Below are 25,586 nucleotides of genomic sequence, written 5' to 3'. Positions count from 1 at the left end.
CAAATTCTGAAATATTACACTTTATCCTTTTTCCTTCAACGAGTTAGGTCATCGCATTCAGCCCATGCGATGACCTTTACTCTGTGCTCATACCCGTTTTAATCGTTAAACGCCAGACTTGGCGTGACCGTCAATCCGGCATTCAGCTCTTCCATCTCTCGACCGTGATGCTTATGCGCTGGGCTCCGCCGGCCGTTGTGACGGACCTGTTCGATATATCTCCGCCGCTGCCGTTCACTTCGACCGTTTCCCAGGAGCCGCGGGTCAATTTGTATTGAAAGGTTGTTCCTGCCGCAACCTCCAGCTTGATGGAATAGGTGCCGTCCGAATTGGCGGCGAGCTTATAATTGGCGTCCCCGGCATTCCATTCGTTCAGGCTGGATGCCAGATACAAATCCCCCGTCGTCCCGCCGGGTACGGTTACGGTTAATGTTAAGCTGTCGGGCTGCGGGGTTCCCGGCGTAATCGTTCCGCTTACAAAGGTTGAAGAACCCGCTTCAAAAACATAATTTGCACCGCGGTTGTTATCCCATGTGCCCTTTCCGTCGTTGAACGCTGCGGTCAGTCCGCCGGCGGTTCCAAGCGGAATCGTTATTTTGCTGTATCCGGCATATTCCGTATCCTCTGTCATGGCTATGCCGGGCGCCGTCGTCCAATTCCCTCCATCCGGCTTGTAATGGATATAAGGCGTCGCATAACCGCGTTTATAGTAAATGATAGCCGTGTTGCCCTCTTCGGTTGTTACGCTAATCGAATCGCTGGGGGCGGATACGTTGCCGGCTGCATCATAAGCCTCTACGGTAAACTGGTACGTTGTCGAAGCGCTTAAGCCGGAAGCTGTGTACGACGTCCCGCTTGCCGTGCCGATTTTAGAGCCATCCCGGTAAATGGTATAACCGGCCACTTCAACGTTATCCGTCGCGGCGGCCCATTCCAGACTGACGCTGTCCGCCGAAACCGATGTTTGAACAAGACCTTCCGGCGCCGACGGCGCCGACGTATCCGGTGTTTCCGGATTGTAATCGTACAATCGGTCCGAGTACCACACATCTCCCGCGACCTGAAGACCAGCTTGGTTAGCGCCCGGAATTTGATGGCCGCTGCTGTCTTTGAATATGATTCTCGCGCTGTCTACGCCGACAAGCGAGTAGACATACCAGTCCCCGCCCTCCGGTGTCATCGCCGGTGAAGTCGCCCAAGTAGGCTGAGAGATCGCCGGCGATGTTTCATAATAATAAAGCTGCGGCGCGCTCCAGTCGTAAGGCTTCTTGAAACGGATCTGAATAGCTGGGTTCGGGTCTTTTTTTGTAAAAACGTATTCGCGAGACACGCTGCCGTATTCGTTTTCGGCATAAAGTTTAAGCATACGGGTTTCGTTAAATGCCATATCCCCCCCGATCGTGATGACATCCCCTGATGAAAAGGAGGTGCCGTTCCGAGGATCGCTCCCATCCAACGTGTATTTGCCGGAATCGGCGCGTTCAACCGAAAGCGTAACCGTCTGAGTATCCGTTTTAAACGCGCCTCCCGCCGGAGAAGCCGAAACAGAAGGTTTGCCGGACACGGATACAAGCTCAATTAGGATTATCCCGTTTGCATGGGCCGTAAACGCCGCTTTTCCGTTGTCTACGACAACGGTGTTGCCCGTATACGCATCCCGTACAGTTGAACCGTCATCAAAGACGGACGAAACGTCCACAGCCACGGTCCCGCTTGCTCCCGTTACGATCACGACGTTGTCTTCGGCATCGCTGCCGGCGTACGATCTGCTAAAGGTGTACGGACTCGATGAGATTAAGGCGTGACTGCCTGCCCCTACGGCGATATGGTTGTTACGGAATTGCCCCAGCTTCTGCCAGTGGGACAGGACATCGGCATTTATCCTCCCCCAATTCATGAACGAACGCGTTCCTTGCGTGCTGTCCGATCCGGTCTCGCCGAACGGCCTTGCCGTCTCGTCGCCGTAAAAGATTTGAACGCCGCCCGGAGCAAGCAGCAGCGCGGTTCCTGCCTTTAGCAGACTGCTGCGGTCATATAGCTTCGTATCGTGGGACGAAATATAGCTCAATACGTTAAAATCCGGATCGGTGTTAAGTGCCCCCGCATATTGCGAATAGATGCTTTCCAACGAATCAAAATTGGCGTTCTGGAAGGCAAAGTTAATGACCGAATCAAAGCCGTTGCTAAAATATTCGCTTTTGCCGACACCGTGCCCCCATACCTCCGCCGTCATCCAAAAGTCGTCGGTCCAGCTTGCGCCGGGTTTCGACGGGTTGTTCTGACGCCATTGCTGAAGCGCCGCGTTTGCCTCCCTTTTTAATAGAGCCCAGCGGGACAGCTCGACGTGTTTGGCCGTATCGACCCGGAAACCGTCAATGCCGAACTCCCTCACCCATGCGGACAACCATTTCGCGATGTAATCCGCAGGAGCAATGTTCAAATCTTGCCGCAGTGATGCCGCTGCCGGAACGATCCATGGGCTGTAGCCGGAGGTTTCCTGCGCCCATTTCGCGGCTAACACGGGAGGGAGTCCCACGCTGGAAGTCAAATCCGTGCGGAAATCGGGCAGATTGGAGAGACATTGCGTCTTTTCATCTCCTCCGCAGGCCGTGTAGCCCGAAATGCCCGTCCGTACCCAGCTTCCCCACCATTTCGCCCATGCCCCGGCATTGGTATAATCGATGTAGTTATGGTGGGAGTGCCAGTTCTGACCCGAACCCGGCGTCCAGCTGCTCGTAATGCCGTTCATGGCGCCAAATCCGTATTGCTCCATATCCTTTAGCGTATTGTAACCGGCATGGTTCATCACCACGTCCATGACGATACGAATGCCATGCGAATGGGCAAGATCGACGAATTCGCGCATTTCCTCGACCGTTCCCATATTGCGGTCCATCATGGTGTAATCAAGCGGATAGTATCCATGATAAGCATAATGCGAGAAATCGCCGCTGTCTCCTCCTCCTACCCAGCCGTGGATCTGCTCGTAAGGCGCCGTTATCCAGATGACATTAACGCCCAAATCTGCGAAGTAGCCCTCCTGCAGCTTGGCTGTCAGCCCTTTAATATCCCCGCCGTGAAAGGTGCCGATTTTTTTGCCCGTCGCGTCAACCGTCGCTCTGCCGTAAGAGTTGTTATTGCTTGGATCTCCGTCGTAAAATCGGTCGGTCATGACAAAATAAACGGTCGCGTTATCCCAAGAGAACAAAGAATTTTCCGTCGAATCGGCTGCCTCAGCCTGCTGCGGCGGCAACGATAGCAATGGCGCGATGAGAAGTAAAAAGACAAGCCATACATGTAAAGCCTTTTTATTGACCATTCGTGACTCTCCTTTTATCGTTTACTTTTGTACAACCGATTGCACATTTACCATGAGGCAATACACTGAAAAACGTAATGAAAGATAAGCAATACCGGCAAACCGAGCTATGTTCTTTAGACGATCGACGCTCCTTTCCGTTCGATTTGTGCAAACGTTTTCACAATCGAACAAAAAATAAGGCTTACAACCGGCTTTTAACCAATGCGTAAAGCTTCAAGAGGCGAAAAAATCACCTCATTGTTCGCATGCGGCTGTTTGAACCAAAGAAGAGATGAGAAAACACTTGGGAAAAGATCGGAGATGTTAGCCGTGTAAGCGCTTTATAAGTACTTCGAGAACATAATAATCTAGAATAATGTTCGGTTCAAACGTTTGCATATCTCAATTTTCCAATTCTCTCGCTTATTTACTTTCTTTTTCTTCCAACTGCTCGCTCAAGCTCCGTTTTCGATTGATTTTGCAGGAGGGGGCATGCCCCCCTTTGCTGCTAGCAAAAATCGGAGTCATGCCTTAAGTTTAATTAATGTCATGAATAATTAATCCTATAAAAAAACACTGGGGGGTGTCTTCTTCTCCGACTGCCACGACTGCTACGATCAATAAGTTAACATAACTAATATTATGTTGATTTTATACTTCCCATACCGGAATTTTATCCGCGATATTGCCCATTGCCTTTTTCAGCTGCCGATTGTCGATATGCGCGTAAATTTGCGTCGTTTCGATGCTTGTATGCCCAAGCAGCTCCTGGAGCGTCCGGATATCGGTGCCGCTTCGGATCTGCATCGTGGCGAACGAATGCCGCAGCTTATGGCACGATAGCTTCTGGACGGCCAGATCGGGCATGCGCTCTTTCAACCGGGCGAACGTCTGCTCGGCGATCGTCTGGATCATGCGAACGGACAGCCTGCGCCCGAACTGGGAGACGAACAGCGGCTGCTCCCTTCCTCCCCGCGGCTGCAGCCGCTGCTCCAGCGATAACGCCAGCGCTTGATGAAGCGCCGCCGGAAGCGGGATTACGCGCCATTTGCGCCCTTTGCCGAGCACGTGGATCGATCCGTCGCGCTGCACATCGTCCACGTTGAGACGGTGAACCTCGCCGACACGCAAGCCGGCGTACGTCATGAGCAGCAAGATCGCCAAGTTGCGGTAGCGGTATTTGCCTCCGACGCAGCGAAGCATCTCTTCCAGCTCGTCTTCCTCGAGATAAATCGGGAGACGATTTTTTTGCATTTTAGATTTTGAAGTGAGCGCAGCGGGGTTGCCGGTTGCAAGATCCATTTCGTTAAGCGATTTATAGAACGCTCGCAGCGCGGACAACTTGCGGTTTCGGGCTTCGTCGCCCGCCCCCCGCTCTCTCGCCTCGGACAAGTACTTCATAATATGGATTTTGCCTGTCTTGCCGACCGGTTCGGGGTAAATGAGACGAAGAAACCGCCGAGTGTCGCTTAAATACGCGCGCTGCGTCTCGAAGGTCATCCCGTTGTTTTTGAGCCAAATGCCGAACGCTTCCAATTCCGTTCCGTATGCTTCCGTCAATTCATGCTGCGATATTGTCAAAACGATAAAGCCCCCTGCCATGAGATCGATAGCTCTATTGTAAAACTTTCCTCCCCTTGGGCACAATACGGGAGCCCGATTTCTCGCCTTCCTCGTTTGGCTTTATAAACAGCCAAGTCAGCAATCCCGAGAGCAGCCCCGCTCCGGCCAGCGTCCAGAACATGACGCCGTTCCCTTTACCGGATAACAGCGAGGCGACAGGCGGCCCAGCCGCGACCCCGGCAAAACGAAGACTGTTGTAAAGGGATGTGACGGTTCCTCTTTCATTTTTGTCGATGCCCTCCGTGATTAACGCGTCAAGGCAAGGCAAAGCGGTTCCGATGCCGATGCCGGCGACGCTTAATAACGCTAGGCGCATAACGAGACCGTCGGCAATGACGTTAGCGGTCATAGACGCCGCGGCGAGCATAAAGCCGCATGTCGCCAATAGTTTCATCCGTTTTTTGCTTTCGCCGATGATTTTGCCGGTCAAAAAAGAAGCGGTGCACAAAGCCGCCAGCGGAACGGCGAGCGTAAAGCCTTTCCAGATGCCTTTTATCTTGTAAAAGTCTTCGAGCTTATCCGAAAACCATACGAGAAACGAAAACAAAATAAACATGGCCGTTCCGCCGACCGCAAATAATACGTATAGCCAGCGCCCTTCCTTGCGGAATAACCGCCTCAGCTCCGAAACGAACCGGCGGAAAGGAACGGGTTGTTCTTTTTTGTTCGGCGCTTTGACAAAGACGGCTACAAGCACAATCGACACCGCACAAAAAACGGGAATGGAAACAAAAGGCGCGTACCATGAGATCCAGGCGATTAACGAGCCTAAAATCGGACTTAGCACTTTGCCGAACGTATTGGACGTTTCAATCAGCCCAAGCCCGCTGCTCACTTCTTTTTCGCTGTCGAACAGATCCCCCACCAGGGGCATGACGATCGGGGCCGCGCCTGCCGCGCCGATACCCTGCAGGATACGCCCGGCGAGCAGCATGCCGTAAGGATTGTCCATCAGAATGGATGCTGCAGCGGAAAGGCCGCCGCCCGCACCCGCGATGATCAGGCTCGGTACGATCACTTTTTTGCGGCCGATCCGGTCGGACAAATAGCCGGCAAGCGGAATAAGCAAGATCGCCATAACCGAATATACCGTTATAAGGAGGCTCGTCTGTAGAGGCGTAATCGACAATTCCCGCCGAATGACAGGCAATACGGGAATGAGCATCGAATTGCCGAGCGTCATAATCAGCGGAATGGAACTTAACGAAAGCAGCGCGGCTTTACCGGATTGACCATTCAAGCAAGTTAACCTCATTTCATGAACGTTTTTTCATATCGGCCTTGCGCCGTTCGCATTACGGACTTAGTATTCGCTAATATCCTACCTTCATTCTTGGATTTTGTGTGTAAAGAAGACGGGATAAACTTGTCCTAGTCTCCCCCTCTGGCTGATTAGATTCATTAATTTTGTCTTCAGCTCGAAATTGCGTGAAATATGTATTTCACGCAATTTTTTCGAGGCATAGCTTTCGACTTTTTTCCCCGTTCTACGCGGCTTTAAACGAAAAAAAGAGGCATTGCGCATCATGCGCTATGCCTCTTCTTCCCTTTATAATGGTCTAGCCCAATAGCTAGCCTTAACGTTTGTTAAAGATGTCGGTCAATACCGGTACGATTTGCGATTTGCGGGATACGACGCCCTTCAGAACCGCTTTATTGTTCTCAAGCTTGACGCCATAAGCTTCTTCGACGGCGTCGGCAGCGCGTCCGAGCGCAACGCCAACCGAATCGTTGTTCAGAATGTCCGTCACGACGAACAGGAACAGGTCAAGGCCTTTTTGGTTGACGATGCCCGTGAGCGCATCTTCCAGCTCGGCTTGGCGGGACAATACGTCGTTCACGTCCACCGCGTTCACTTGCGCGATTTCGACCTTCGCGCTGCCCATCGAAAACTCCTTCGAGTCGAGGGAAATGAGCTCGCCGATCGACTTGTCGCTCAAGTTCGCGCCTGCTTTCAGCATTTCCAGACCGTACTCTTCCGCATTGACGCCCGCGATTTCGGCAAGCTCGCGCGCTGCGGCAACGTCTTGCTCGGTGCAGGTCGGCGATTTGAACAGCAGCGAATCCGATACGATGGCCGACAGCATCAAGCCCGCGATTTGCGGAGTGATCGCAACGCCATTTTCTTTGTACAGCTTGTTCAGAATCGTCGCCGTGCAGCCGACCGGCTCGGCACGGTAGTACAGCGGACCGCTCGTTTCGAAGTTGGCGATCCGGTGATGGTCGATAACTTCGGCAACGCGCACTTGATCGATGTCGGAAGCGCTTTGCTGGCGCTCGTTATGGTCGACGAGGATGACCGTCTTCGTCTCGTTCGCTACCGTCTCCACTTGGCGCGGAGCGGCAACCTTAAAGGTGTCGAGGGCGTATTGCGTTTCGGCGTTTACGCTGCCAAGGCGAACGGCTTCAACGTTTTGTCCCAGCTTCGTTTTCAAATCGGCATAAGCGATTGCAGAGCAAATTGTGTCCGTATCCGGGTTCTTGTGACCAAAAATAAGTACTTTTTCCATCATCATGCTCCTTATACAATGGATTAAACAATTTTAATTAGCAATTGCACCGAGAAAAGTATACCGTACATTACATAACACAATCAATATTCCGAGCATAAAAATCTCTTAAACCGACCTTATTAATTGGTTATTTCAGACGGGATTGATTTCCTGCGGCCGCATCGATTAAACTTGGAATGTTGTCTTTCCTAAAGCATAGTTGATCGGTAATGTCAATTCGTAGAGGAAGAAAGAAGGATTTATGATCATGTTTCGTTCGGACAGTTCTAGAGTCAGTGCAGGGTCTATTTTGTTTTTTACCGTAAGCATGCTGTTGAAATGTTATCTAGCCTGGTTCATTTTATTCGAAGACGGTCCCACTTGGGCGACGGTACTGAAGGAAATTCCGATTATCCTGCTTATCTTCTGCGCCATCGAATGGTTCGCAACCCGCAGGAAACTGCTTTATTATCTTATCGTAAATCTGGGCCTTACAATCTTGTATATGTCGATCATGATGTACTACGAGCATTACGGCATTATCGCGACCTTCCATGTACTGGAGCAGGTGGATCAAGCGCATGCGGTTAAAAAAAGCATCTTCTCGCTTGTTCACCCGATGTACCTTCTGTTGTATCTGGATTTCATCGTGATCGCGTTTCTGTTCCTGAAGCGGCAGAAGTCCCGCAAGTGGCTGCAGGCGCTCAGCGCTCCCGCCAGCCGCAAGCTCGTCATCGGTCTGGCCTGCGTTTCCTTGCTTTTATGCTCGCTTAACATTTTTCCGAACCGGGCTAGCATCAACGAAACCGTCAAGGCCGAGCAAATGGGCATTCTCAGCTACGAAGCCTATACGCTTCTGGCGGATCAAAATCCCGATCCCGTCCCCTTCGAGATCATTACGCAGGAAGGGATCGACAAGCTGAAAGGAACGAAGGAAGCCGCGAGTCCCGTCATGAAAGGCGCGGCGAAAGGCAAAAATCTGATCGTCGTGCAGATGGAATCGTTCCAAAACTTTCTCATCAACTTAAACGTTGACGGACAAGAGATTACGCCGAATTTGAACCGTTTGGCGAACGAGAGCTTCTATTTCTCGAACTTTTACCAGCAGGTCGGCCAAGGCAACACGTCCGACGCCGAATTCGTCGTCAACACTTCCTTTTATATTCCGCCTGCCGGCGCGGCTTCCCAAGTGTACGGCGGGAAAGAGCTCCCGAGCATGCCGAAGCTGCTGGAGGCGAACGGGTACGATACCGCCACCTTCCATACGAACGAAGTCGGCTTCTGGAACCGGAAGGATCTGTACGAGGCGCTCGGCTTTAACCGTTATTACGACAAGTCGTTTTTCGGCGACGAGCATTCGCTTTATTTCGGTTCGACGGACGATATTTTGTACGCCAAAACGACGGAAGAACTGAAGAAGATGGATCAAAGCGACAATCCGTTTTATGCGCAACTGATTTCGATGAGCGGCCACCATCCGTTTACGATTCCGGAGGAGCTTCAAAAGATCAAGCTGCCGGAAAGATATGAAGGCACGTATGTGGGCAACTACCTGGTGGCGCAAAACTATGCCGATTACTGCTTCGGCCTCCTGATCGACGAGCTGAAAGCGAGCGGCTTGTGGGAAGACAGTCTGCTTGTCGTATACGGCGACCATCGCGGACTCCCGCTCTTCTCGCTGCAAGAAGACGATATGGAGCTGCTGCTGGAAATTTTCGGGAAGGCCTATACCGACAAGGAGATGATGAACATCCCGCTCATTATCTCTTCGCCGGGCGTCACTTACCCGTCCGAAATGAAGATGCTTGGCGGTCAATCCGATATTTTCCCGACTGTGGCCAATTTGCTTGGCGTTTCCATGAAAGACCATATTCACTTCGGCCAAGACTTATTGAACGAAAACGGCCGCAACATGCTGCCGATCAGCTACTATTTGCCGACGGGCTCCTATTTCAACCCGAACGGGCTGTTTATTCCCGGAACCGGTTATGAAGACGGCGAGCATCATCCGTTCGGCACCGACGAAGCGTCCGATACGCCGATTACGACAGAGGAAGAATTTAACCGGGTTAACGATTTGCGGCTTCTGTCGGACAGCTACGTCAGCCAACTGCCCGATCGGGAAAAACCCGAAAACGGAAAATAATCGTTTACGAAACGAATCCCTCCAGACCGTCCTTCGCGGATCCGGAGGGATTCGTTTTTGATTTCCAGTGAATCTTATAAGTTTACATAACTAAATTTATGTAAATTACTCCTCATAAATCATTTTGCGCGTCATGCCGCCGTCGACAACCAAATTAATTCCGGTCACGAAGTCGTTGTCCGGATCCGTTAAGTAGAAACACGCCCTCGCAATATCCGAAGGCTTCCCTACCCGCCCCGACGGGTGCTGCTCGTGATCAAGCGGCTTCAACGCCTCGTAGTTCCCCGTTTCGATCCACCCGGGACTGATCGCATTGACCGTAATCCGGTAAGGCGATAGCGATACGGCAAGCGCATGCGTCAGCGCGACGATCCCGCCTTTGGAAGCCGCATAGGCTTCCGAATTCGGCTCCGACATGAGCGCCCGGGTTGAAGCGATGTTTACAATAGAGCCTCCGCCATGCTGTTTCATCATCTTAGCGGCTTCCCTCGCGCAGAGGAACGTCCCGCGCAAATTCGTATGGATGACCGAATCCCATTCCTCGATCGTCAGATCAAGCGGGGACACCCATTTGCCGATTCCCGCATTGTTGATGATCACGTCCACCCTTCCGTAATGCTCGTTCACTTCCTGGAAGGCTGCGACAATCGCTTCCGGATTTTTCAAATCTACGGTTCGGCACCAAGCTTTATGCCCGCGGGCTTCGATAAGGCGTTTGGTCTCCATCAGACCTTGCTCGTTCAGATCCAGCAATACGACCTTTGCGTTCCGCTCGGCATAGGCCGCGGCCACCTCACGGCCGATTCCGCCGCCCGCTCCCGTAACGACTGCGATTTTTCCTGCGAACATTCTCAATTGCCCCTTTCTTGCCCCGGCCGCAATAAGCTGAAACCGGTCTCGTCTTATCGTTTCCTACTTATTGTAATGCATCGGCCGCCCGGCGCAAAAGAAAACGAAGGATATATGCCTATTTATCGCGACCATAGACATCGGTACAAGTCCGCAAACCGCTAGAGACATATGGTGTGGGGAGGTGATCGCAAGGTGCCGAAGACCAGATATCTCAAAACTTATGCAAGCCGCAATATACGCGGAAAGCGGAAAGTATGCCGGTACTTGGAACAAAACGAGATTACCCGTCTCTTTGTGCCTCCCACCGCCATGCTGAGCAAAAAACGTTTGCTGGCGATGTTATCCGATCACGGAACCGTTTACGTCAAGCCCGATATCGGCTCGCAGGGCATCGGAGTCGGCCGGGTCAAGCAATCCGAGCATGGCTACTCTCTTGACACAACCGCCAACAAAAAACAAGTTCATAAAACTTTCGGTACGGCAGAAGAGCTAATCGCTTATTTGAACCGTAATAACCGCCATAAAGTGATCGTTCAAGCCGCGATCGAGCTTGATACGGTAGGTCCGAACGAACGTCCTTACGATATCAGGAGCATGGTGCAGCGCAAGCCCGGCGGCAAATGGACGTGCACGGGCTTTCTCGTTAAAGTCGGATCGCCGAACAAAATCGTAACCAATTATTATCAAGGCGGGAAAATATGGCCGATCGACAAGCTGTGGATGAGAAAGCAGCTCCCCGAGTCCGAGCGGCAGGATCGCATCAACGAGCTAAGGTTAGCTTCCCTTCGCATCGCCCGCACCTTGAGCCGCAAAAGATCGGGCATGCATGAGATGGGGATCGATTTCGCATACGACAAAAATAACCGGCTGTGGGTTCTGGAAGTCAACTCCAACCATCCGCAATTTCATCCGCTAAAAAAAATAAAGCCCGACGAATACAAAAAGATGGTCCGGTTCGCTCGAAGCTACGGACGCTTCGACGATTGAACGGCCAAAAAAAAGGAGCCGACACGAAGATGCCAAGCTACCGGATTATCGTGGATTTATCCGACCGGATGTTGTACTTGCTGGACGGGAATACCGTCGTTCGCGGCTATCCCGTCGGAATCGGAAGAATGGTGACTCAAACGCCGCAAGGCGAATTTACGATCGTGAACAAACAGGTAAATCCGGGAGGTCCATTCGGAGCGTTATGGATGGGCTTGTCCAAGCCGCATTACGGCATACACGGAACGAACGATCCATCGTCGATCGGACGCGAAGTGTCGCGCGGCTGCATTCGGATGCACAATGCCGACGTTAAGCAGCTGTCTTCCCTCGTGCCTGTGGGGACCCGCGTTACGATCAGGCCGTAGCGGATCTCTCATATGGAAGCTTACCGCTCCTCCTCCAGAAAACGATTTCTTACCTCCGGCGTCGGAAGCAAGCAGGCATCCTTTCTGCCAAACAGCCGATAACGATTTTTCGCAACGATCCGATAAACGGCATCGCGCAAGGCGGAAGGGATGACGGTCAAGCCGTACAGCAGCGGCCACCCGCCGTCAAGCTTCCGCACGATGCGCAGCGCAGCGGCCGACCTCGTATACAGACGGCCGCTCTCGACAAGGACAAACGTATCGAAATCCGATACGTTCATTCCGCCTTCGCGCAGCACCCTCTGGCCGACGGGCGACTGAAGCGGCGCGAATCGAAAGCGTCCCGCTTTATCCCGCTTGATAATAAATTGGACAAGTCCGTTGCATAGATTGCATTCGCCGTCTATCAGCACTAAGCTATTCGGTTCTTCTCTTTTCGCCATATTCGCTCGCCTCGGTTTATTTTTTGTCGTCGTAAAAAATATGCTTAGCCTGCAACCGGCCGCCGTTTGCCTGCAGAATACCGAACGAATACCGGGGCTGCTTGCGCTTCGCCGTCGGAGATCCCGGATTAAACAGCAGAACGCCGCCGCGCTTTTCCATATAAGGCACATGCGAATGGCCGAAAACGATGGCGTCGACCTCCTCGCCCGCAAAGGCGTCCCACGCGTTCTGCAGCGCGGTGCGGCTTTTGACCGGCCAATGTCCGTGAACAAGCCCGATCCTGCATCCCCCCGCCTTTACAGTCCGCTTCAGGCCCAGCTTATCGGTGAGCGTTTCCCCGTCGTTGTTGCCGGCAACGCCTTCCACCTGTGCGTATTCCGCCAGCAGGCGGTAAACGACGGAGGAGGTCCAGTCGCCCGCATGCAGAATCAAATCCGCGCCTTCCAGCTCTTTCTTAAGGGCGGAAGGCAGCTCCCCGGCCATCCGGGGCATATGCGTATCCGATACGACAACGATCTTCATCTTCTTCCTCTCCTTTTCCCTGCTCTCATTTCCAAACCCTCCGCTTATCGCCGTTTAACCGAATGAGCCTAAGGACACAATGGTGCTAATGCCGCTTCCGATGCCCGCTGCCGGAAAGCGCAAATAACTGTTGCAGCGGACAGGAATGGATGATAAGATGTATGTCGATTTATGGCTGAATTTGCCCATTATACATAAGGAGTGAGCCAAAGGTTGCAGCATGAAATTCAAGTTCAACAGAAAGTCCCGTTTGGGCCCGGCTTATTGTTAAGCCTTCAGCACCTGTTCGCCATGTTCGGCAGCACGGTGCTTGTTCCGAATTTGTTCGGGGTCGACCCGAGCATGATTCTGTTTATGAACGGAATCGGAACGTTGCTTTACATTTGGATATGCAAAGGCAAAATTCCGGCATACCTCGGATCGAGCTTCGCTTTCATCGCGCCGGTAACGCTGGTGTTGGCCGAGCATCCCGACGGCGGTTATTCGCTTGCCCTTGGAGCATTTATTATCACCGGAATCGTATTCGTCCTCGTCGGCCTGCTGGTCAAATTTATCGGGACGAAATGGATCGACGTGCTGTTCCCGCCTGCCGTCATGGGGTCCGTCGTGGCTTTGATCGGCCTTGAGCTCGTGCCGGTCGCGGCGCAAATGGCCGGCCTGATCAATTCCGACCCGACGAAGGAATGGTCGATGGATCCGAAAACCGTTACGCTGTCGATGATTACGCTGGCGGTTACCGTTTTCGGGGCCGTTCTGTTTCGGGGGTTCCTGAAAATCGTTCACATTCTCGTCGGCATCGTCGTTGGTTATATCATAGCTTACTTTATGGGGATGGTCGATACGGAAGCGATCCGAAATGCCAGCTTGATCGGCGCGCCGACCGTTACGTTCCCGAGCCTGGATTGGTCTGTCGTACTGACGATCCTTCCCGTTGCGCTCGTCGTGATCGTCGAGCATATCGGCCATCTTCTCGTCACGAGCAGCATCGTCGGGAAAGATTTGTCGAAGGATCCGGGTCTTGACCGTTCGCTGCTCAGCAACGGCATATCGACGATTTTGTCCGGATTTTTCGGATCGACGCCCAATACGACCTATGGAGAAAACATCGGCGTCATGGCGCTCACTAAAGTATATTCGGTGTTCGTCATCGGCGGTGCGGCAATCATCGCGATTTTGCTCTCGTTCTCGGGAACGTTCTCGGCGATCGTCGCCAATATTCCGACTCCCGTCATGGGCGGCGTTTCGCTGCTGCTCTTTGGCGTTATCGCTTCCTCCGGCTTGCGGATATTCGTCGAGCGCAAAGTGGACTTCTCCCGACCGACCAACATGCTGCTGGCAACCGTCGTGCTCGTGACGGGGATTAGCGGCGTACAAATCACGTTCGGAAACGTCGTGCTGAAGGGCATGGCCCTCGCGACGATCGTCGGCATCGTGCTTAGCTTGCTCTTCAAGCTGTTCGAAGCGCTCCGCCTCTCGAACGACCGCGAGGAACTGACGGAGAAGACGCCGGATTAACGGCTCACGCTTGGCAATGCAGAAACGGCCCGCCTTTCCAAAGCACGAGCTAAAAATAAACGCCATCGTCCTTTCGCAAGGATGATGGCGTTTTTGTTATGCGGCTTTATCGTTCAAGTCTGTGGGCGGCATGGAGCGTCGGACCGACGAAGCGGTTCAGCGGGAAACCGCCAGCGATGGCCTTCGTAATAAACGATTTGCCTTCCCGAACCGCCTCTTTGACCGACAGTCCTTTGGCCAGACCGGCCGTTACGGCCGCCGAAGTCGTGCAGCCGGCTCCATGCGTATAATTCGTTTGCACGGCGGGCGCTTCATGCCATTCGAAGTCCGTACCGTCGTAAAGCAAGTCGATTGCGCGTCCCGGCTCGATGACGCCGCGGTCTTTGATCAAGACGTTTTTCGCGCCTTGCTCGCGGATGATCGCCGCGGCCTGCTGCATCTGCTCGCGCGAGCGGATCGGGCCGGTCTTCGCCAGCTGGGACGCCTCGAACAGGTTCGGCGTTACGAGATCGGCTCCCGGGATCAAATATTTGATCATCGCATCCGTATTTTCCGGCTGCAGCACTTCGTCGGTGCCTTTGCAGACCATTACCGGATCGATTACGATCCGCTTTCTGTCGGCCTTCTTCAAGCGGGAGGCTACCAGCTCGATGATGTCGACCGAGCCGAGCATCCCCGTCTTCATCGCGTCGAAACCGATCCCGTCCAGCACCGTGTTCAGCTGCGCTTCCACGATAGAGAGCTCGACCGGGTAGACCAGATGGTTCCAGGTCTCCGGCTCCATCGCCACGATCGTCGTCAATACGGTCATGCCGTATACGCCAAGCTCCTGGAACGTTTTGAGATCGGCTTGAATGCCCGCGCCGCCGCTTGTGTCGGAGCCGGCAATCGTTAATGTTTTTGGAATGGCCATTGTCGTGATTCTCCTTTATTGTTATCAGTCTCATGACCGGGATTATTTGAATTCCCGCCAATTCTGCTTGCTGTTGTTAAGCAAATACTCGAAATCGTTGTCGAGCCGCTTCTGTTCGGCTTTGCGCGCTTCTTCGCGGGCGATGCGTTTCTCTTCCTCGCGCTTCGCTTCCTCCGCCTTCAGCTCAGCGGTCTGCCGCTTCAGCTTCTCGAGCACGTCCGCCCCCAGCAAATCTTTCAGCGTCGTCGGCTTGTCTTGCTCCTGCGGTTTGGCGGAACCGCGCCGCTTGTCGTTATTCGCCATCTTGCACTCACCTCTCTTGCCCCCATGTTACAGCTCATGAATCGTAATTTCGCTCCGAATGAACAGGCGCGCGTTCGGGTCGGTCTGCCCCATGCCGGCGGATATATAAATCAGGCGTCCCCGTTCCCGGTGCAGCCCTTGAACGATTCCCCGCTTCGCGACGGCACCCTTGTCGATAAACCGGAACAGAAACGGAATGTAGAACTGCATGCCGTGGAAATGCCCCGCCATCAAATAATCGTATTCCCGGTCGATGGCATCGATCACGTTCGGATCGTGCGTAAGCACGATAACCGGCAGCGACGAATCGACGTTTCGGAACGCTTCGCCCACCTTGCTGTGCCGCGTGCCGAAATCGTCGATGCCGACAAGCTGGAACCCGTCCAGCTTCACCGAACGGTTAAGAAGCAGCTCGGCTCCCGCGTTACGGATGACGGCGCTCAGCTTTTTGATGCCTTCGGAATCAAGCCGATAATCGTGGTTGCCGTATACGGCGTAAGCGGGGATGCCCGGTACAAGCGCCCGAGCAAGATAACGCTCGATTCTCGGGAGCATGTGTTCCTTCTGGGTAAAATCGCCGCTTATGAAAATATAATCCGGCTTCTCCCGCTCGATCAGCTTGCGTATCCGCCCTGCGGGCACGCGCAGGTTCTCGATATGGATATCGCTGATCTGAATCACCTTCGCGCCGATCCCAAGGGGCTGCTTCACTCGTACGACCTTAAGCCATTGCGTAGGAAAAATAAAAAAAACATAAAAGACCGCGGCCAACAACAAAATGACAATCGCATAAACCATCCTTGTACCTTCCTCTTCCCGGCCGCCTGCTGTCCGGCTTAATGAGAAAGCAGCCGCTCCCGTAGCGGAGAGCGGCTGCATCGCGAGCCGCGCGGCTTCCGCCCGCCCCAACGGGGAGAGTCGGCCGCTGCCGGCCTCTTGTTCAAAAGATAAGACTTTATAAATCGGCCCTTTATAAAAGAGCTTATCTTTCGACACGGGGCTCGAAGCTTCCCGCTTCGTTTCGCTCTTGGCGAATCCCTTCCGAGCAATGAATTGTCCGTATCCATCGGCTCCGTGCTCCGTCCGGCTCAACGCGCCAAGCCCGATCGTCCCGCTGACCCGTAATCGCCCGGATAAAACGGAGATGACATAATCCTTACCAACAGGATATCACAGCCAATAACCGGCCGCAACCGGCGCCCCGCCGCAGAAACCGGTCGTGCCGTAAACAACTTCGCGTCGCACCGGCCGGTATATGCAATCCATTATACCAGCCTCCTCCTGTCTCGAGAATAGCCGGGACGACATAAGCCCAGGTTCCCTTGTCGGCATGCTCTATTTCCGGCTTATGCCGGCAAGCGCGGCTTGAGAACGGCTAAGAGCCGGTCGAGCGGTAATGGCGGACCCCGATCTGCCAGACGAGCAGGCACGGCACGATGAACAAGGAGCCTGCCGCCGGAAGCAGCATCGAATACGGGCTGCTTCCCGGCTTATCCAGAATAAACAACAAAGGCAAATAATTGACGCAGACGAACGGAATGACGAACGTGAAGAAGCGCATGACGCCTTTCGGATAAATATTAAGCGGATACTGCGCCATCTCCCTGCCGCCGTCCGTAAAGATGTTGGCAAGCTCCATCGTCTGGACCGTCCAGAAGCACATCGTCGCGGCCAATATGAATATGCCCGCAAAGATGAACGTGCCGCTTGCGATCATGAGAAGGAGAGTGAACGCCTTCAAGATCGTCCATTCCGTCTCCAGCCCGCTGAGCGCCGCAATCAGGACGGCGACCCCTTGGGCAAGCCTGCCCGCCCTCGTAAACTCAAACTTGGAACCGAGCACCTGCACGACCGTGCCGCGCGGACGGACAAGCAGCCGGTCGAAATCCCCCGAAACGACAAGCGAGGAGAAGCCGTCAAACCCCCGGGCGAAACACTCGCTTATGGCAAAAGCCATATGGATAACCCCGAAGCATAACGCCGTCTCGTAGAACGACCATCCTTTCAGCTCTCCGAATCTTCCGAACAACATCGTTAACCCGGCAAATACGGTAAACGGCACAAAAAACTGTCCGAAGGACAGCAGCAGGAAGCTGGTCCGGTATTGCATCTGCGATTTGAACAAAATGCGGACATATTTCAAGTAAAGCGTCATAACGCGGGTCACCCTCCTTGGACGACGACTCTGGCCAGAACCTTGTCGAACGCCAACTTGCCCAGAACCGCCAGCCCGATCAGCCAGACTGCCTGGATTCCGATGCCTGCGAGAGCCTCCGAAGGCGGAATATGGCCGCTGTACACCCGGAACGGAAAGTCGGCCGTATACCGGAACGGCAGCGCGTTCACGATGCTTTGCAGCCAATCCGGCATGAGCGGCACGGGAATGATTAGCCCCGAGAAAAATTCCCCGAAAACGCCGATCAGGAGAATCGAGCCGGTCGGGTTCATCGTGATGAAAACGGAAATGTAAATGAACATCGTGATGGCGACAATGACAAGCAGCCCAAGCAGCAGCGAAACGGCGAACAACAGCGCGGAGAGCATATCGGGCGGCAGCGTCAGGTTGTACGGCGCGGGAAGAAACAACGCGACAAGCAAAATCGGGAAGCAGCGAAGCAGCGCGTTGGCTATCCGCTGCCCAAGAAGCTTCGCATACCAGAAGCCGTAAAGATCGGCCGGCCTGCATAGCTCGTATGCGATATTGCCGGTTGTGATCAGCTGAAACAGCTCCTGATCGCGAAGCCACAGCACGATGAGGGAAAGGAACGCCTGCTGGAGCCACAAATAGGATACCAGCTCGCCCAGCTCCATCGGCTGCTCCTGCGCGGCCGAGCTGTAGAACGCTTCATAGATCATAATGTACATAAATCCCCAGAAAAACTGCGTGGCGAGGCCGGCGAGCGCCGCGGCCCGGTATTGCAGGCCGTTCAGCAGCCGAAGCCTCCATACGGCGCAATAAGCTCTCATAACCGATACTCCTTATACAGCTCTACGATCATATCGTCCACCGGCTGCGCTTCCACGGACACGTCGATCAACTCGACTTGAGAAGACAGCTGCGAGATGACGCCGGAAACCGCCGTCTCGGCGGCGTTGACCTCCAGCACGGCCCGCTCCGGCGTCCAGGAGATTAGCTTCGTCCCCGGAACGGAGACGGGCCCGTCCGAATAACGGTAATCGGCGACGACCGTTTTTTTCTGGCCGAACCTCCCGCGCAAATCCTGCAAAGTCCCGTCGTACAGCAGACTCCCTTTGCCGATAAGAAGCAGCCGGTCCGCCAGCGCTTCGATATCGCTCATATCGTGAGTCGTCAGAATGACCGTAACGCCCTTCTCGCGGTTGATCGTTTGAATAAATCTTCGAACGGCAAGCTTCGATACGGCGTCGAGTCCGATCGTCGGCTCGTCCAGAAACAATATTTGCGGATCGTGAAGCAGAGAGGCGGCGATTTCGCAGCGCATGCGCTGGCCTAAGCTGAGTTGTCGAACGGGCGTATGAAGCAGTTCCTGGAGCTGAAGCGTTTCGGTGAGCAGCTGTTTGTTGCTGTTGTAAAGCGGAGTCGGGATTTTGTAAATGTCTTTGAGGAGGTCGAACGAATCGATAACGGGGACATCCCACCAAAGCTGGGAGCGCTGGCCGAATACGACGCCGATATGCTTGACGAAAGCTTTTCGGTCCTTCCAGGGGGTATACCCCATGATTTCGCATGTTCCGCCGTCCGGCACCAATATGCCGCTCATCACTTTGATCGAGGTGGACTTGCCGGCCCCGTTGGGCCCGATGTAGCCGACGATTTCGCCCGGCTTGATCGTGAAGCTGACATCCTGCAGCGCCTGAACGACCGTGTGCTCCCTGCTGAACAGCGATTTGAACGCATGCTTCAGGCCGGGCGGCCGCTTGGCGACTTTAAACGACTTGCTTAACCCTTCTACGGCGATCATGGTTAGCTCCTTTTCGTTCATTAGAATTCATGAGAAAACCCCTTTAAACCCCTTTAAGTCCCGCATACGCCGCCCGGGAGCGTCGGACAACCCATATTGGGAAAAAGAGGCAGGGAAAAGATTATATCAGCCCGCCGAAGATAGATGCAAGCGTTTTTTTAGAAAGCGAATTTCTCCTGGACGAACCGCACCCATTCCCTGGCCGCGAACGACATATATTTCTCCTTGCTCCATATCATCGCCAGCCTCCATCTGAGCGTCGTATGATCCAGATCGATAATGGCGAACCGGGCCGGATCCAGCGACCGGCACACCGTCTCCGGCAGCAGCGTAATGCCGAACCGCGCCGCCACCATCTCCGTCATGAAGTCCCATTGCGAGCTTTCGAACACGACTTTCGGCTGATATCCCGTCTCCAAGCAAGCATCCTTGATCAGATGATGCAGCCGAAAATCCGGGATGAATAAAATAAACGACTCGTCGGCCAAATCGGTTAACGTGACTTGCTTGTTCCCGGCAAGCCGATGTCCGGTATCGGTCACGACCATCAGCTTCTCTTCAAGCAGCGGCTGCAGATGAAACAGGTTCGCCGACTCTACCGGCAATATGATAATGCCCGCGTCCAGCAGCCCGCTTTCGACATCGGCTTCGATCGGCTTTCCGCCTACCTCTACGACTTTAATTTCGACCTTCGGATACCGGGCATGGAACTTCTCGATAATCGATGCGAAGAACTTCCCGCCGATCATCGGCGGCAAGCCAAGCCGGATCGTGCCCCGCTCCAGCTTGAACACCTCCTGCAGCTCCATCGTCATATTGTCCATCGCATGAATAATTTGCAGCGAAGAGCGCAATATGGTCCGGCCGGCATCGGTCAGCTCGATCCGCTTGCCGGAGCGGTCGAACAGCTCCGCATCCAGCTCCTGCTCCAGCAGCTTGACCATCTTGGACAACGTCGGCTGCGTAATGTGAAGCTCCTCGGCGGCTTTCGTAAAGCTGCCGTGCTCCGCGACGGCGGCGAAATATTTTAAATGGCGAATATCCATGTTCGTTTGTAACCCCTTCCGCTTCACTTATAGAGAAAATGAATGTAAATCATTCGATATATGTATTTTACCTATCCGTCAAAAGCGTGTAAATTAAAGCTTGGCCCATTTACGTATGAAATTAGTTTCAAGAGAGAAGGAATATTATTATGGATAGTTTAAACTTTAAACGCTCCGCCAAACCGGCAAGCGAATCTTATACAATCAAAGCTTCGATCGTATTGCCGCCGGATACGAATCATCACGGCACAATGTTCGGCGGCAAGCTGATGTCCTATATCGACGATGTCGCAACGATCGCGGCCACGCGTCATGCGCGCCGTCCGGTCGTCACCGCGTCGACCGATTCGGTGGACTTTCTCCATCCGGTACGCAAAGGCGACGCCATCTGCCTGTCCGCTTTCGTGACCTGGACCCATAAGACGTCGATGGAAGTATTCGTTCGCGTCATTACGGAGGATCTGCTGTCCGGCGAGCGCAAAGTATGCGCCACCTCCTTCCTGACCTTTGTCGCGCTGGGCGAGGACGAGAAGCCGACCGACGTGCCCGCCGTCATTCCGGAGACGCCCGAAGAAATCAAGCTGTTCGAAACGGCGCCGGAGCGGAAGGAAGCGCGCAAGATCAGAAGGCAGGAAAGCAAGATGTTCGCTCAATATTTAGGCACCGAGTACAAGCTCAGCCGGCACGAAGCTTCGGTCAGCAGTCCGTCCAAAGAAACGGCCGACCTCGCCTTCGCGTCCGCTTGGGATACTTCTTGGTAAGTTGCCCTCCAAAAACCTAAAAAACGCTCCTCTTTCAGCCTAATAGCTGAAGGGAGCGTTTTTCATTTTCACTTTTCCGGCTTATGGTGAGCCAAATGCTGAAGCGTCAGCTTGAAGATGTCGCTGACATGCTCGTCATCGAGCGAATAATAAACGGTTTTGCCGGCTTTCCGCCGTTTTACGATTTTTACGTTGCGCAAGTAACGAAGCTGATGGGAAACGGCCGATTGGCCCATATTAAGCACGACGCACAAATCATGCACGCACAGCTCTTCATGGAGCAAGGCGTAAATGATTTTCACCCGCGTCGGATCGCCCAGCGCCTTAAACAGCTCCGCCAGTTCCGAAGCCGTCTGCTCGCCGGCCTGGAGACCGGCGGCCCGTTCCGGCGTCAAGCCGTTGCCCGCGCATACTTCGTCGCATTGCTCGTCGATCGCTTTTGCCACCTTGATCCTCCCTATCGTCAAGCTGCAGCCGGCGGGATTACCCGATTATGGCTTCTCCGAAAAACGTCTGCAGCAGCAAAATGACATTCAATACTATAATAATAGCCGCAATTGTCCATGCCGTCACCTTCAACCACGCCGGATTCGCAAATTCCCCCATCAGCTTGCGGCTGCTCGTGAACGTAATGAGCGGCACGACGGCGAAGGAGAGCTGGAACGAAAGGATGACCTGGCTCAAAATAAGCAGATCGTTTGTCCCTTTATCCCCGTAAAGCGCGGTTACGATAACGGCGGGAATGACGGCGATCAGCCGGGTGACCAGCCTTCTGAGCCATTGCGGAAGCCGAATGTTCAGAAACCCTTCCATTACGATCTGCCCGGCAAGCGTCCCGGTCAGCGTCGAGTTCTGGCCCGACGCAAGCAAAGCGACGCCGAACAGAATCGAAGCGAGCGTCGTTCCCAGCATCGGCGCAAGCAAATGATAAGCGTCCCCGATCTCGGCGACGTCGGTCAGCCCCGCTTTATGGAATGTCGCGGCGGCAATGATCAGAATCGAAGCGTTGATCAGCAGCGCGAAAAACAAGGCGATCGTCGAATCCAAAGTCGCGTAGCGGATCGCCTGTCTTTTGCCGGCGGGAGTTTGCTCATATTGTCTCGTCTGGACGATGGACGAATGCAAATATAGATTGTGCGGCATGACCGTCGCGCCTAAAATGCCGATGGCAATGTACAAGCTGGCCGAATCGGTTACCGTCTCCGCCCTCGGCACAAAACCGCTTAGGACGGCGCCGATCTCCGGATTGGACCAGATGAGCTCGAGCCCGAAGCAAACGCCGATCGTCCCGATTAACGTAATGACGAACGCTTCGATGTAACGAAATCCTTTATGCTGAAGCAGCAATATAATAAAAACGTCAATGACTGTAATAATAACACCATAGAGAACCGGTATGCCAAAAAGCAGGTTTAACGCGATCGCCGTTCCGATCACTTCGGCAAGGTCGCATGCCGCGATAGCCAGCTCGCAAAGCAGCCATAACGCGACGGTTACGGGCTTGCTGTAATGGGCGCGGCAAGCCTGGGCCAAATCCATGCCCGTCGCGATGCCGAGCTTTCCGGAAAGCGCCTGAAGCACGATCGCCATTAAATTGGATAATAATATGACGGATACCAGCGAATATCCGAACATCGAGCCGCCGGCGATATCGGTCGCCCAGTTGCCCGGGTCCATATACCCGACCGCGACCAAATATCCGGGACCGGCAAAAGCGAGAAATTTGCGGAATATCGATCCGTTTTTCGGAACCTTCATGGAACGGTGTACTTCCGGCAAGCTTCCGGACGGCGACGGATTGCGCCAGCCGTTGTTGCTTGCCGCCAACGATTTGTCAGTCATGGCTTTTCCCTCCGCCAACGAAGTTGCACGGCAAACATTATTTTGCATGCAACCAACTTTTATTTATAACTTTACTATATGCCCATTTTTCGAAAATGTAAATGTCCCGCTTCGGCGGATTGACAAATCCACGTATAATTGAATAATATATGAGCAAGCATTCATATATTTTACGATCCGAAACGAGGCCTGATCCTATGAACGAATATCGCGTAAAAGGATTGTCTTGCGGCAATTGCGCCCGGGAGCTGGAACAACAAATCCGGCAGCTGGAATATGGCGAAACCGCCGTTCTTAGCTACAATTCCGGCAAGCTGAAGGCCGATTCGCGCATCCCCGTCGATAAGCTTCAGCGCATTCTCAAAAGCGACGGCGCCTACATCGACAATGCGGATGCGCCGCCGGAAGCCGCTTGCGGCCATAACGCCGACGGCGCCATTCACGCGCCGAGCCATGACGATGCCGCCTCTTACGAAGGAGGGAAGCAATTCGGCCACGATCACGGCCATTCCCATGCCCGCGGCGGCGGGAAGACGTTGAAGCTGGTGATCGCGTCGGCCGTGCTGTATGCGGCCGCTCTGCTTCTGGAGCAATGGTTCAGCGAACCGGTTCTTATCATCATTTTTATCCTTGCCGCCGGTTTAAGCGGCTACAACACGTTTGTGAAAGGCTTCAAAAACCTTCTTCGCCTGCGCTTTAACATCGATACGCTAATGACGGTAGCGCTGATCGGAGCGGCGGCGATCGGAGAGTGGAAGGAAGCTTCCCTTGTCGCGATTTTGTTCGGGGTTAACGAGCTGCTGGAAGGCTATGGGATGGAGAAGACGCGGCGCTCGGTGGAATCGCTGCTGAAGAACGCGCCGAGCACGGCCTTAAGGCTGGAAGCGGGCGGCGGTTACGCCTCCGTGCCGGTTCAGGCGCTTGCCGCCGGCGATAAAGTATGGATCAAGCCCGGTTCGAAAATCCCTTCCGACGGAACCGTCTACGACGGGGAAAGCTCCGTTAACGAAGCCGCGATTACGGGAGAGCCCCTCCCTGTCGACAAGCGTGCGGGAGACCGCGTATTCGGCGGCAGCCTTAACAACGAAGGCTCGCTTCATGTCCGGATCGACAAAGCGTACGAGGATTCGTCCCTTTCGAAAATTTTGCATCTCGTGGAAGAAGCTCAGGATACGAAAACGCCGACAGAGCTGTTTATCAACCGGTTCGCCAACTATTATACGCCGTTTATTATGGTCGTCGCCTTGCTTGTCATGCTGATGCCTCCCCTGCTCTTCGGCGGCGAGTGGCACCGCTGGCTGTACCAAGGGTTGTCTGTTCTGATCGTCGGCTGTCCTTGCGCGCTTATACTTGCATCCCCCATCGCAATCGTCTCCGGCATCGCCCGCAATGCGCGGAACGGCGTGCTCGTCAAAGGCGGAACCCATCTGGAACAGCTTGGCAAGATTGAGGTTCTCGCATTCGACAAAACCGGAACGCTCACGAAAGGCGAACCTCATGTACGGTTGACCGAGGTTTACGACGAGGAACGGTTCTACCGCGCAGCAGGAGCCATCGAGGAAGCTTCCTCCCACCCGCTGGCCAAAGCCGTCATGAAGGAAATCGGCGCAAGAGGCGTCCGTTATCCGAAAGCCGAACGCGTGACGACGCTGCCCGGAAGCGGGATCGAAGCAGTCGTCGAAGGCCGGCTTTACCGGCTGGGCAGCGAAGCCGCCATCCGAAAGCATGGGATTGTGGTTGACGGCTCCGCGGAGCAGACGATCGGGCAATGGAAACGGCAAGGGCTAACGCTCGTATTGGTTGCGGACGAGGAGCGGATTCTCGGCATGTTCGGCATAGCCGACGAAATCCGGGAGGAAAGCCGCGAGACGGTCGCCGCCCTTCATCGCTGCGGCGTCCGCCGGACCGTTATGCTGACGGGAGACCATGCCGCGACCGCACAGCTTGTCTCCGATGCCGTTGGCGTAACCGAATTTTACGCAGGCTTGCTTCCCGAGCAGAAGGCGGAGAAGATTCGGGAGCTCTCCAAGCAAGGAACGACCGCGATGGTCGGAGACGGCATCAACGACGCGCCCGCCCTCGCTTCCGCGACGCTAGGCATCGCGATGGGCAAAGGGACCGACAGCGCCATCGAGACGGCGGACATTGTCCTGATGCAGGACCATCTTGGCAAGCTGCCGGGCGCGATCAAGCTGTCCAAGCGGATTAACCGGTTGATCCGATTCAATATCGGCATTGCGTTAGGCTTGAAGCTGATTGCGCTATTGCTCACGATTCCGGGCTGGCTTACGCTATGGATCGCCATCCTGTCCGATATGGGCGCAACCGTGCTCGTCACTTTGGCAAGCTTGACGGTCTTAATCGAATTCAACAAGCGAAGCCGCTTTAGCGGTAACAAACGAAAGGCGAATGAATAGGGGTAGTGCCAGCGAAGCTGACACCACCTCCGAAGTAGATGACCTTAATTAGGGCTTGCTGAATAATCAAAAAATCCTTATCTCACAAGGGTTTAGAGACACTTTTGTCGAAT

At 54.0% G+C, this 25,586-nt stretch carries 22 protein-coding genes; 6 read left to right on the top strand and 16 right to left on the bottom strand.

All coding sequences use genetic code 11. The annotated features are described in order from the left end of the window. Positions 1–142: 142 nt before the first annotated feature. From ACFSW5_RS10405 to ACFSW5_RS10390, 4 genes are all read right to left on the bottom strand, one after another. Positions 143–3,319 carry a carbohydrate binding domain-containing protein gene (locus ACFSW5_RS10405; RefSeq protein ID WP_379272368.1) on the bottom strand — a complete coding sequence of 1,059 codons (3,177 nt, stop codon included), beginning with the start codon at positions 3,317–3,319 and terminating at the stop codon, positions 143–145. A 633-nt stretch (positions 3,320–3,952) separates the two neighbouring features. Continuing rightward, on the bottom strand, positions 3,953–4,882 hold the full coding sequence (locus ACFSW5_RS10400; protein ID WP_379272365.1) for a tyrosine-type recombinase/integrase: 930 nt from the start codon (positions 4,880–4,882) through the stop codon (positions 3,953–3,955). A gap of 34 nt (positions 4,883–4,916) precedes the next feature. After that, positions 4,917–6,164 (bottom strand): MFS transporter, encoded by a 1,248-nt coding sequence (locus ACFSW5_RS10395; protein WP_379272363.1) that lies wholly within the window; start codon positions 6,162–6,164, stop codon positions 4,917–4,919. Between the two features lie 337 nt (positions 6,165–6,501). Continuing rightward, complete coding sequence (locus tag ACFSW5_RS10390) at positions 6,502–7,434, bottom strand: manganese-dependent inorganic pyrophosphatase (protein ID WP_379272361.1); 933 nt, start codon at positions 7,432–7,434, stop codon at positions 6,502–6,504. A gap of 244 nt (positions 7,435–7,678) precedes the next feature. Between ACFSW5_RS10390 and ACFSW5_RS10385 the strand changes: the two genes are divergently transcribed. Next, positions 7,679–9,562 (top strand): LTA synthase family protein, encoded by a 1,884-nt coding sequence (locus ACFSW5_RS10385; RefSeq protein ID WP_379272358.1) that lies wholly within the window; start codon positions 7,679–7,681, stop codon positions 9,560–9,562. 105 nt (positions 9,563–9,667) lie between these two features. Here the strand turns inward: ACFSW5_RS10385 and ACFSW5_RS10380 are convergent, their stop codons facing one another. After that, a complete protein-coding gene (locus ACFSW5_RS10380) occupies positions 9,668–10,411 on the bottom strand; it encodes an SDR family NAD(P)-dependent oxidoreductase (protein WP_379272354.1) in 744 nt (247 codons plus the stop codon). Positions 10,412–10,606: 195 nt separating this feature from the next. Between ACFSW5_RS10380 and ACFSW5_RS10375 the strand changes: the two genes are divergently transcribed. Further along, entirely contained in the window at positions 10,607–11,401 is a 795-nt protein-coding gene (locus tag ACFSW5_RS10375) for a YheC/YheD family protein (RefSeq protein WP_379272351.1), read from the top strand. A gap of 29 nt (positions 11,402–11,430) precedes the next feature. Then, positions 11,431–11,769 (top strand): L,D-transpeptidase, encoded by a 339-nt coding sequence (locus ACFSW5_RS10370; RefSeq protein WP_379272348.1) that lies wholly within the window; start codon positions 11,431–11,433, stop codon positions 11,767–11,769. A gap of 20 nt (positions 11,770–11,789) precedes the next feature. Here the strand turns inward: ACFSW5_RS10370 and ACFSW5_RS10365 are convergent, their stop codons facing one another. Both ACFSW5_RS10365 and ACFSW5_RS10360 read right to left on the bottom strand, forming a co-directional pair. Beyond that, positions 11,790–12,212, bottom strand: coding sequence for a thiol-disulfide oxidoreductase DCC family protein (locus ACFSW5_RS10365; protein WP_379272346.1), 423 nt, complete (start codon positions 12,210–12,212; stop codon positions 11,790–11,792). Positions 12,213–12,228: 16 nt separating this feature from the next. After that, the gene (locus tag ACFSW5_RS10360) at positions 12,229–12,735 is read right to left on the bottom strand and encodes a metallophosphoesterase family protein (protein WP_379272344.1); all 507 of its coding nucleotides are present in this window, start codon (positions 12,733–12,735) and stop codon (positions 12,229–12,231) included. A gap of 213 nt (positions 12,736–12,948) precedes the next feature. Here ACFSW5_RS10360 and uraA point away from each other — a divergent pair, with 213 nt between their 5' ends. Then, on the top strand, positions 12,949–14,250 hold the full coding sequence (uraA, locus tag ACFSW5_RS10355) for a uracil permease (protein ID WP_379272342.1): 1,302 nt from the start codon (positions 12,949–12,951) through the stop codon (positions 14,248–14,250). 106 nt (positions 14,251–14,356) lie between these two features. Here uraA and thiD read toward each other — a convergent pair whose 3' ends face one another. From thiD to ACFSW5_RS10320, 7 genes are all read right to left on the bottom strand, one after another. After that, the gene (gene thiD / locus ACFSW5_RS10350) at positions 14,357–15,163 is read right to left on the bottom strand and encodes a bifunctional hydroxymethylpyrimidine kinase/phosphomethylpyrimidine kinase (RefSeq protein ID WP_379272339.1); all 807 of its coding nucleotides are present in this window, start codon (positions 15,161–15,163) and stop codon (positions 14,357–14,359) included. 42 nt (positions 15,164–15,205) lie between these two features. After that, the gene (locus ACFSW5_RS10345; protein WP_379272337.1) at positions 15,206–15,466 is read right to left on the bottom strand and encodes a YqkE family protein; all 261 of its coding nucleotides are present in this window, start codon (positions 15,464–15,466) and stop codon (positions 15,206–15,208) included. Between the two features lie 27 nt (positions 15,467–15,493). Then, the gene (locus tag ACFSW5_RS10340) at positions 15,494–16,264 is read right to left on the bottom strand and encodes a metallophosphoesterase (protein ID WP_379272335.1); all 771 of its coding nucleotides are present in this window, start codon (positions 16,262–16,264) and stop codon (positions 15,494–15,496) included. Between the two features lie 577 nt (positions 16,265–16,841). Next, positions 16,842–17,621, bottom strand: coding sequence for an ABC transporter permease (locus ACFSW5_RS10335; protein ID WP_379272333.1), 780 nt, complete (start codon positions 17,619–17,621; stop codon positions 16,842–16,844). A gap of 8 nt (positions 17,622–17,629) precedes the next feature. Next, positions 17,630–18,433 (bottom strand): ABC transporter permease, encoded by an 804-nt coding sequence (locus ACFSW5_RS10330; RefSeq protein ID WP_379272331.1) that lies wholly within the window; start codon positions 18,431–18,433, stop codon positions 17,630–17,632. Next, positions 18,430–19,407, bottom strand: a complete 978-nt coding sequence (locus tag ACFSW5_RS10325; protein WP_379272329.1) for an ABC transporter ATP-binding protein — start codon at positions 19,405–19,407, stop codon at positions 18,430–18,432. The genes ACFSW5_RS10330 and ACFSW5_RS10325 overlap by 4 nt, the downstream gene beginning before the upstream one ends. 158 nt (positions 19,408–19,565) lie before the next feature. Continuing rightward, positions 19,566–20,453, bottom strand: coding sequence for a LysR family transcriptional regulator (locus tag ACFSW5_RS10320; RefSeq protein ID WP_379272327.1), 888 nt, complete (start codon positions 20,451–20,453; stop codon positions 19,566–19,568). 149 nt (positions 20,454–20,602) lie between these two features. Here ACFSW5_RS10320 and ACFSW5_RS10315 point away from each other — a divergent pair, with 149 nt between their 5' ends. Further along, entirely contained in the window at positions 20,603–21,214 is a 612-nt protein-coding gene (locus tag ACFSW5_RS10315; RefSeq protein ID WP_379272324.1) for an acyl-CoA thioesterase, read from the top strand. A 68-nt stretch (positions 21,215–21,282) separates the two neighbouring features. Here ACFSW5_RS10315 and ACFSW5_RS10310 read toward each other — a convergent pair whose 3' ends face one another. Further along, entirely contained in the window at positions 21,283–21,660 is a 378-nt protein-coding gene (locus ACFSW5_RS10310; RefSeq protein WP_379272322.1) for an ArsR/SmtB family transcription factor, read from the bottom strand. Between the two features lie 37 nt (positions 21,661–21,697). After that, positions 21,698–23,056 carry an Nramp family divalent metal transporter gene (locus tag ACFSW5_RS10305; protein WP_379272319.1) on the bottom strand — a complete coding sequence of 453 codons (1,359 nt, stop codon included), beginning with the start codon at positions 23,054–23,056 and terminating at the stop codon, positions 21,698–21,700. Between the two features lie 197 nt (positions 23,057–23,253). On the opposite strand from ACFSW5_RS10305, the gene ACFSW5_RS10300 reads away from it, so the two are divergent. Next, positions 23,254–25,473: a heavy metal translocating P-type ATPase gene (locus tag ACFSW5_RS10300; protein WP_379272317.1), complete on the top strand. Its 2,220-nt coding sequence runs from the start codon at positions 23,254–23,256 to the stop codon at positions 25,471–25,473. Positions 25,474–25,586 lie beyond the last annotated feature (113 nt).

This window comes from Paenibacillus thailandensis (assembly GCF_042685365.1).
Classification (GTDB): Bacteria; Bacillota; Bacilli; order Paenibacillales; family Paenibacillaceae; genus Paenibacillus_AP; species Paenibacillus_AP thailandensis.
Note: the sequence above shows the minus strand (reverse complement) of the source record. Positions and strands in the feature narration are given on the sequence as shown.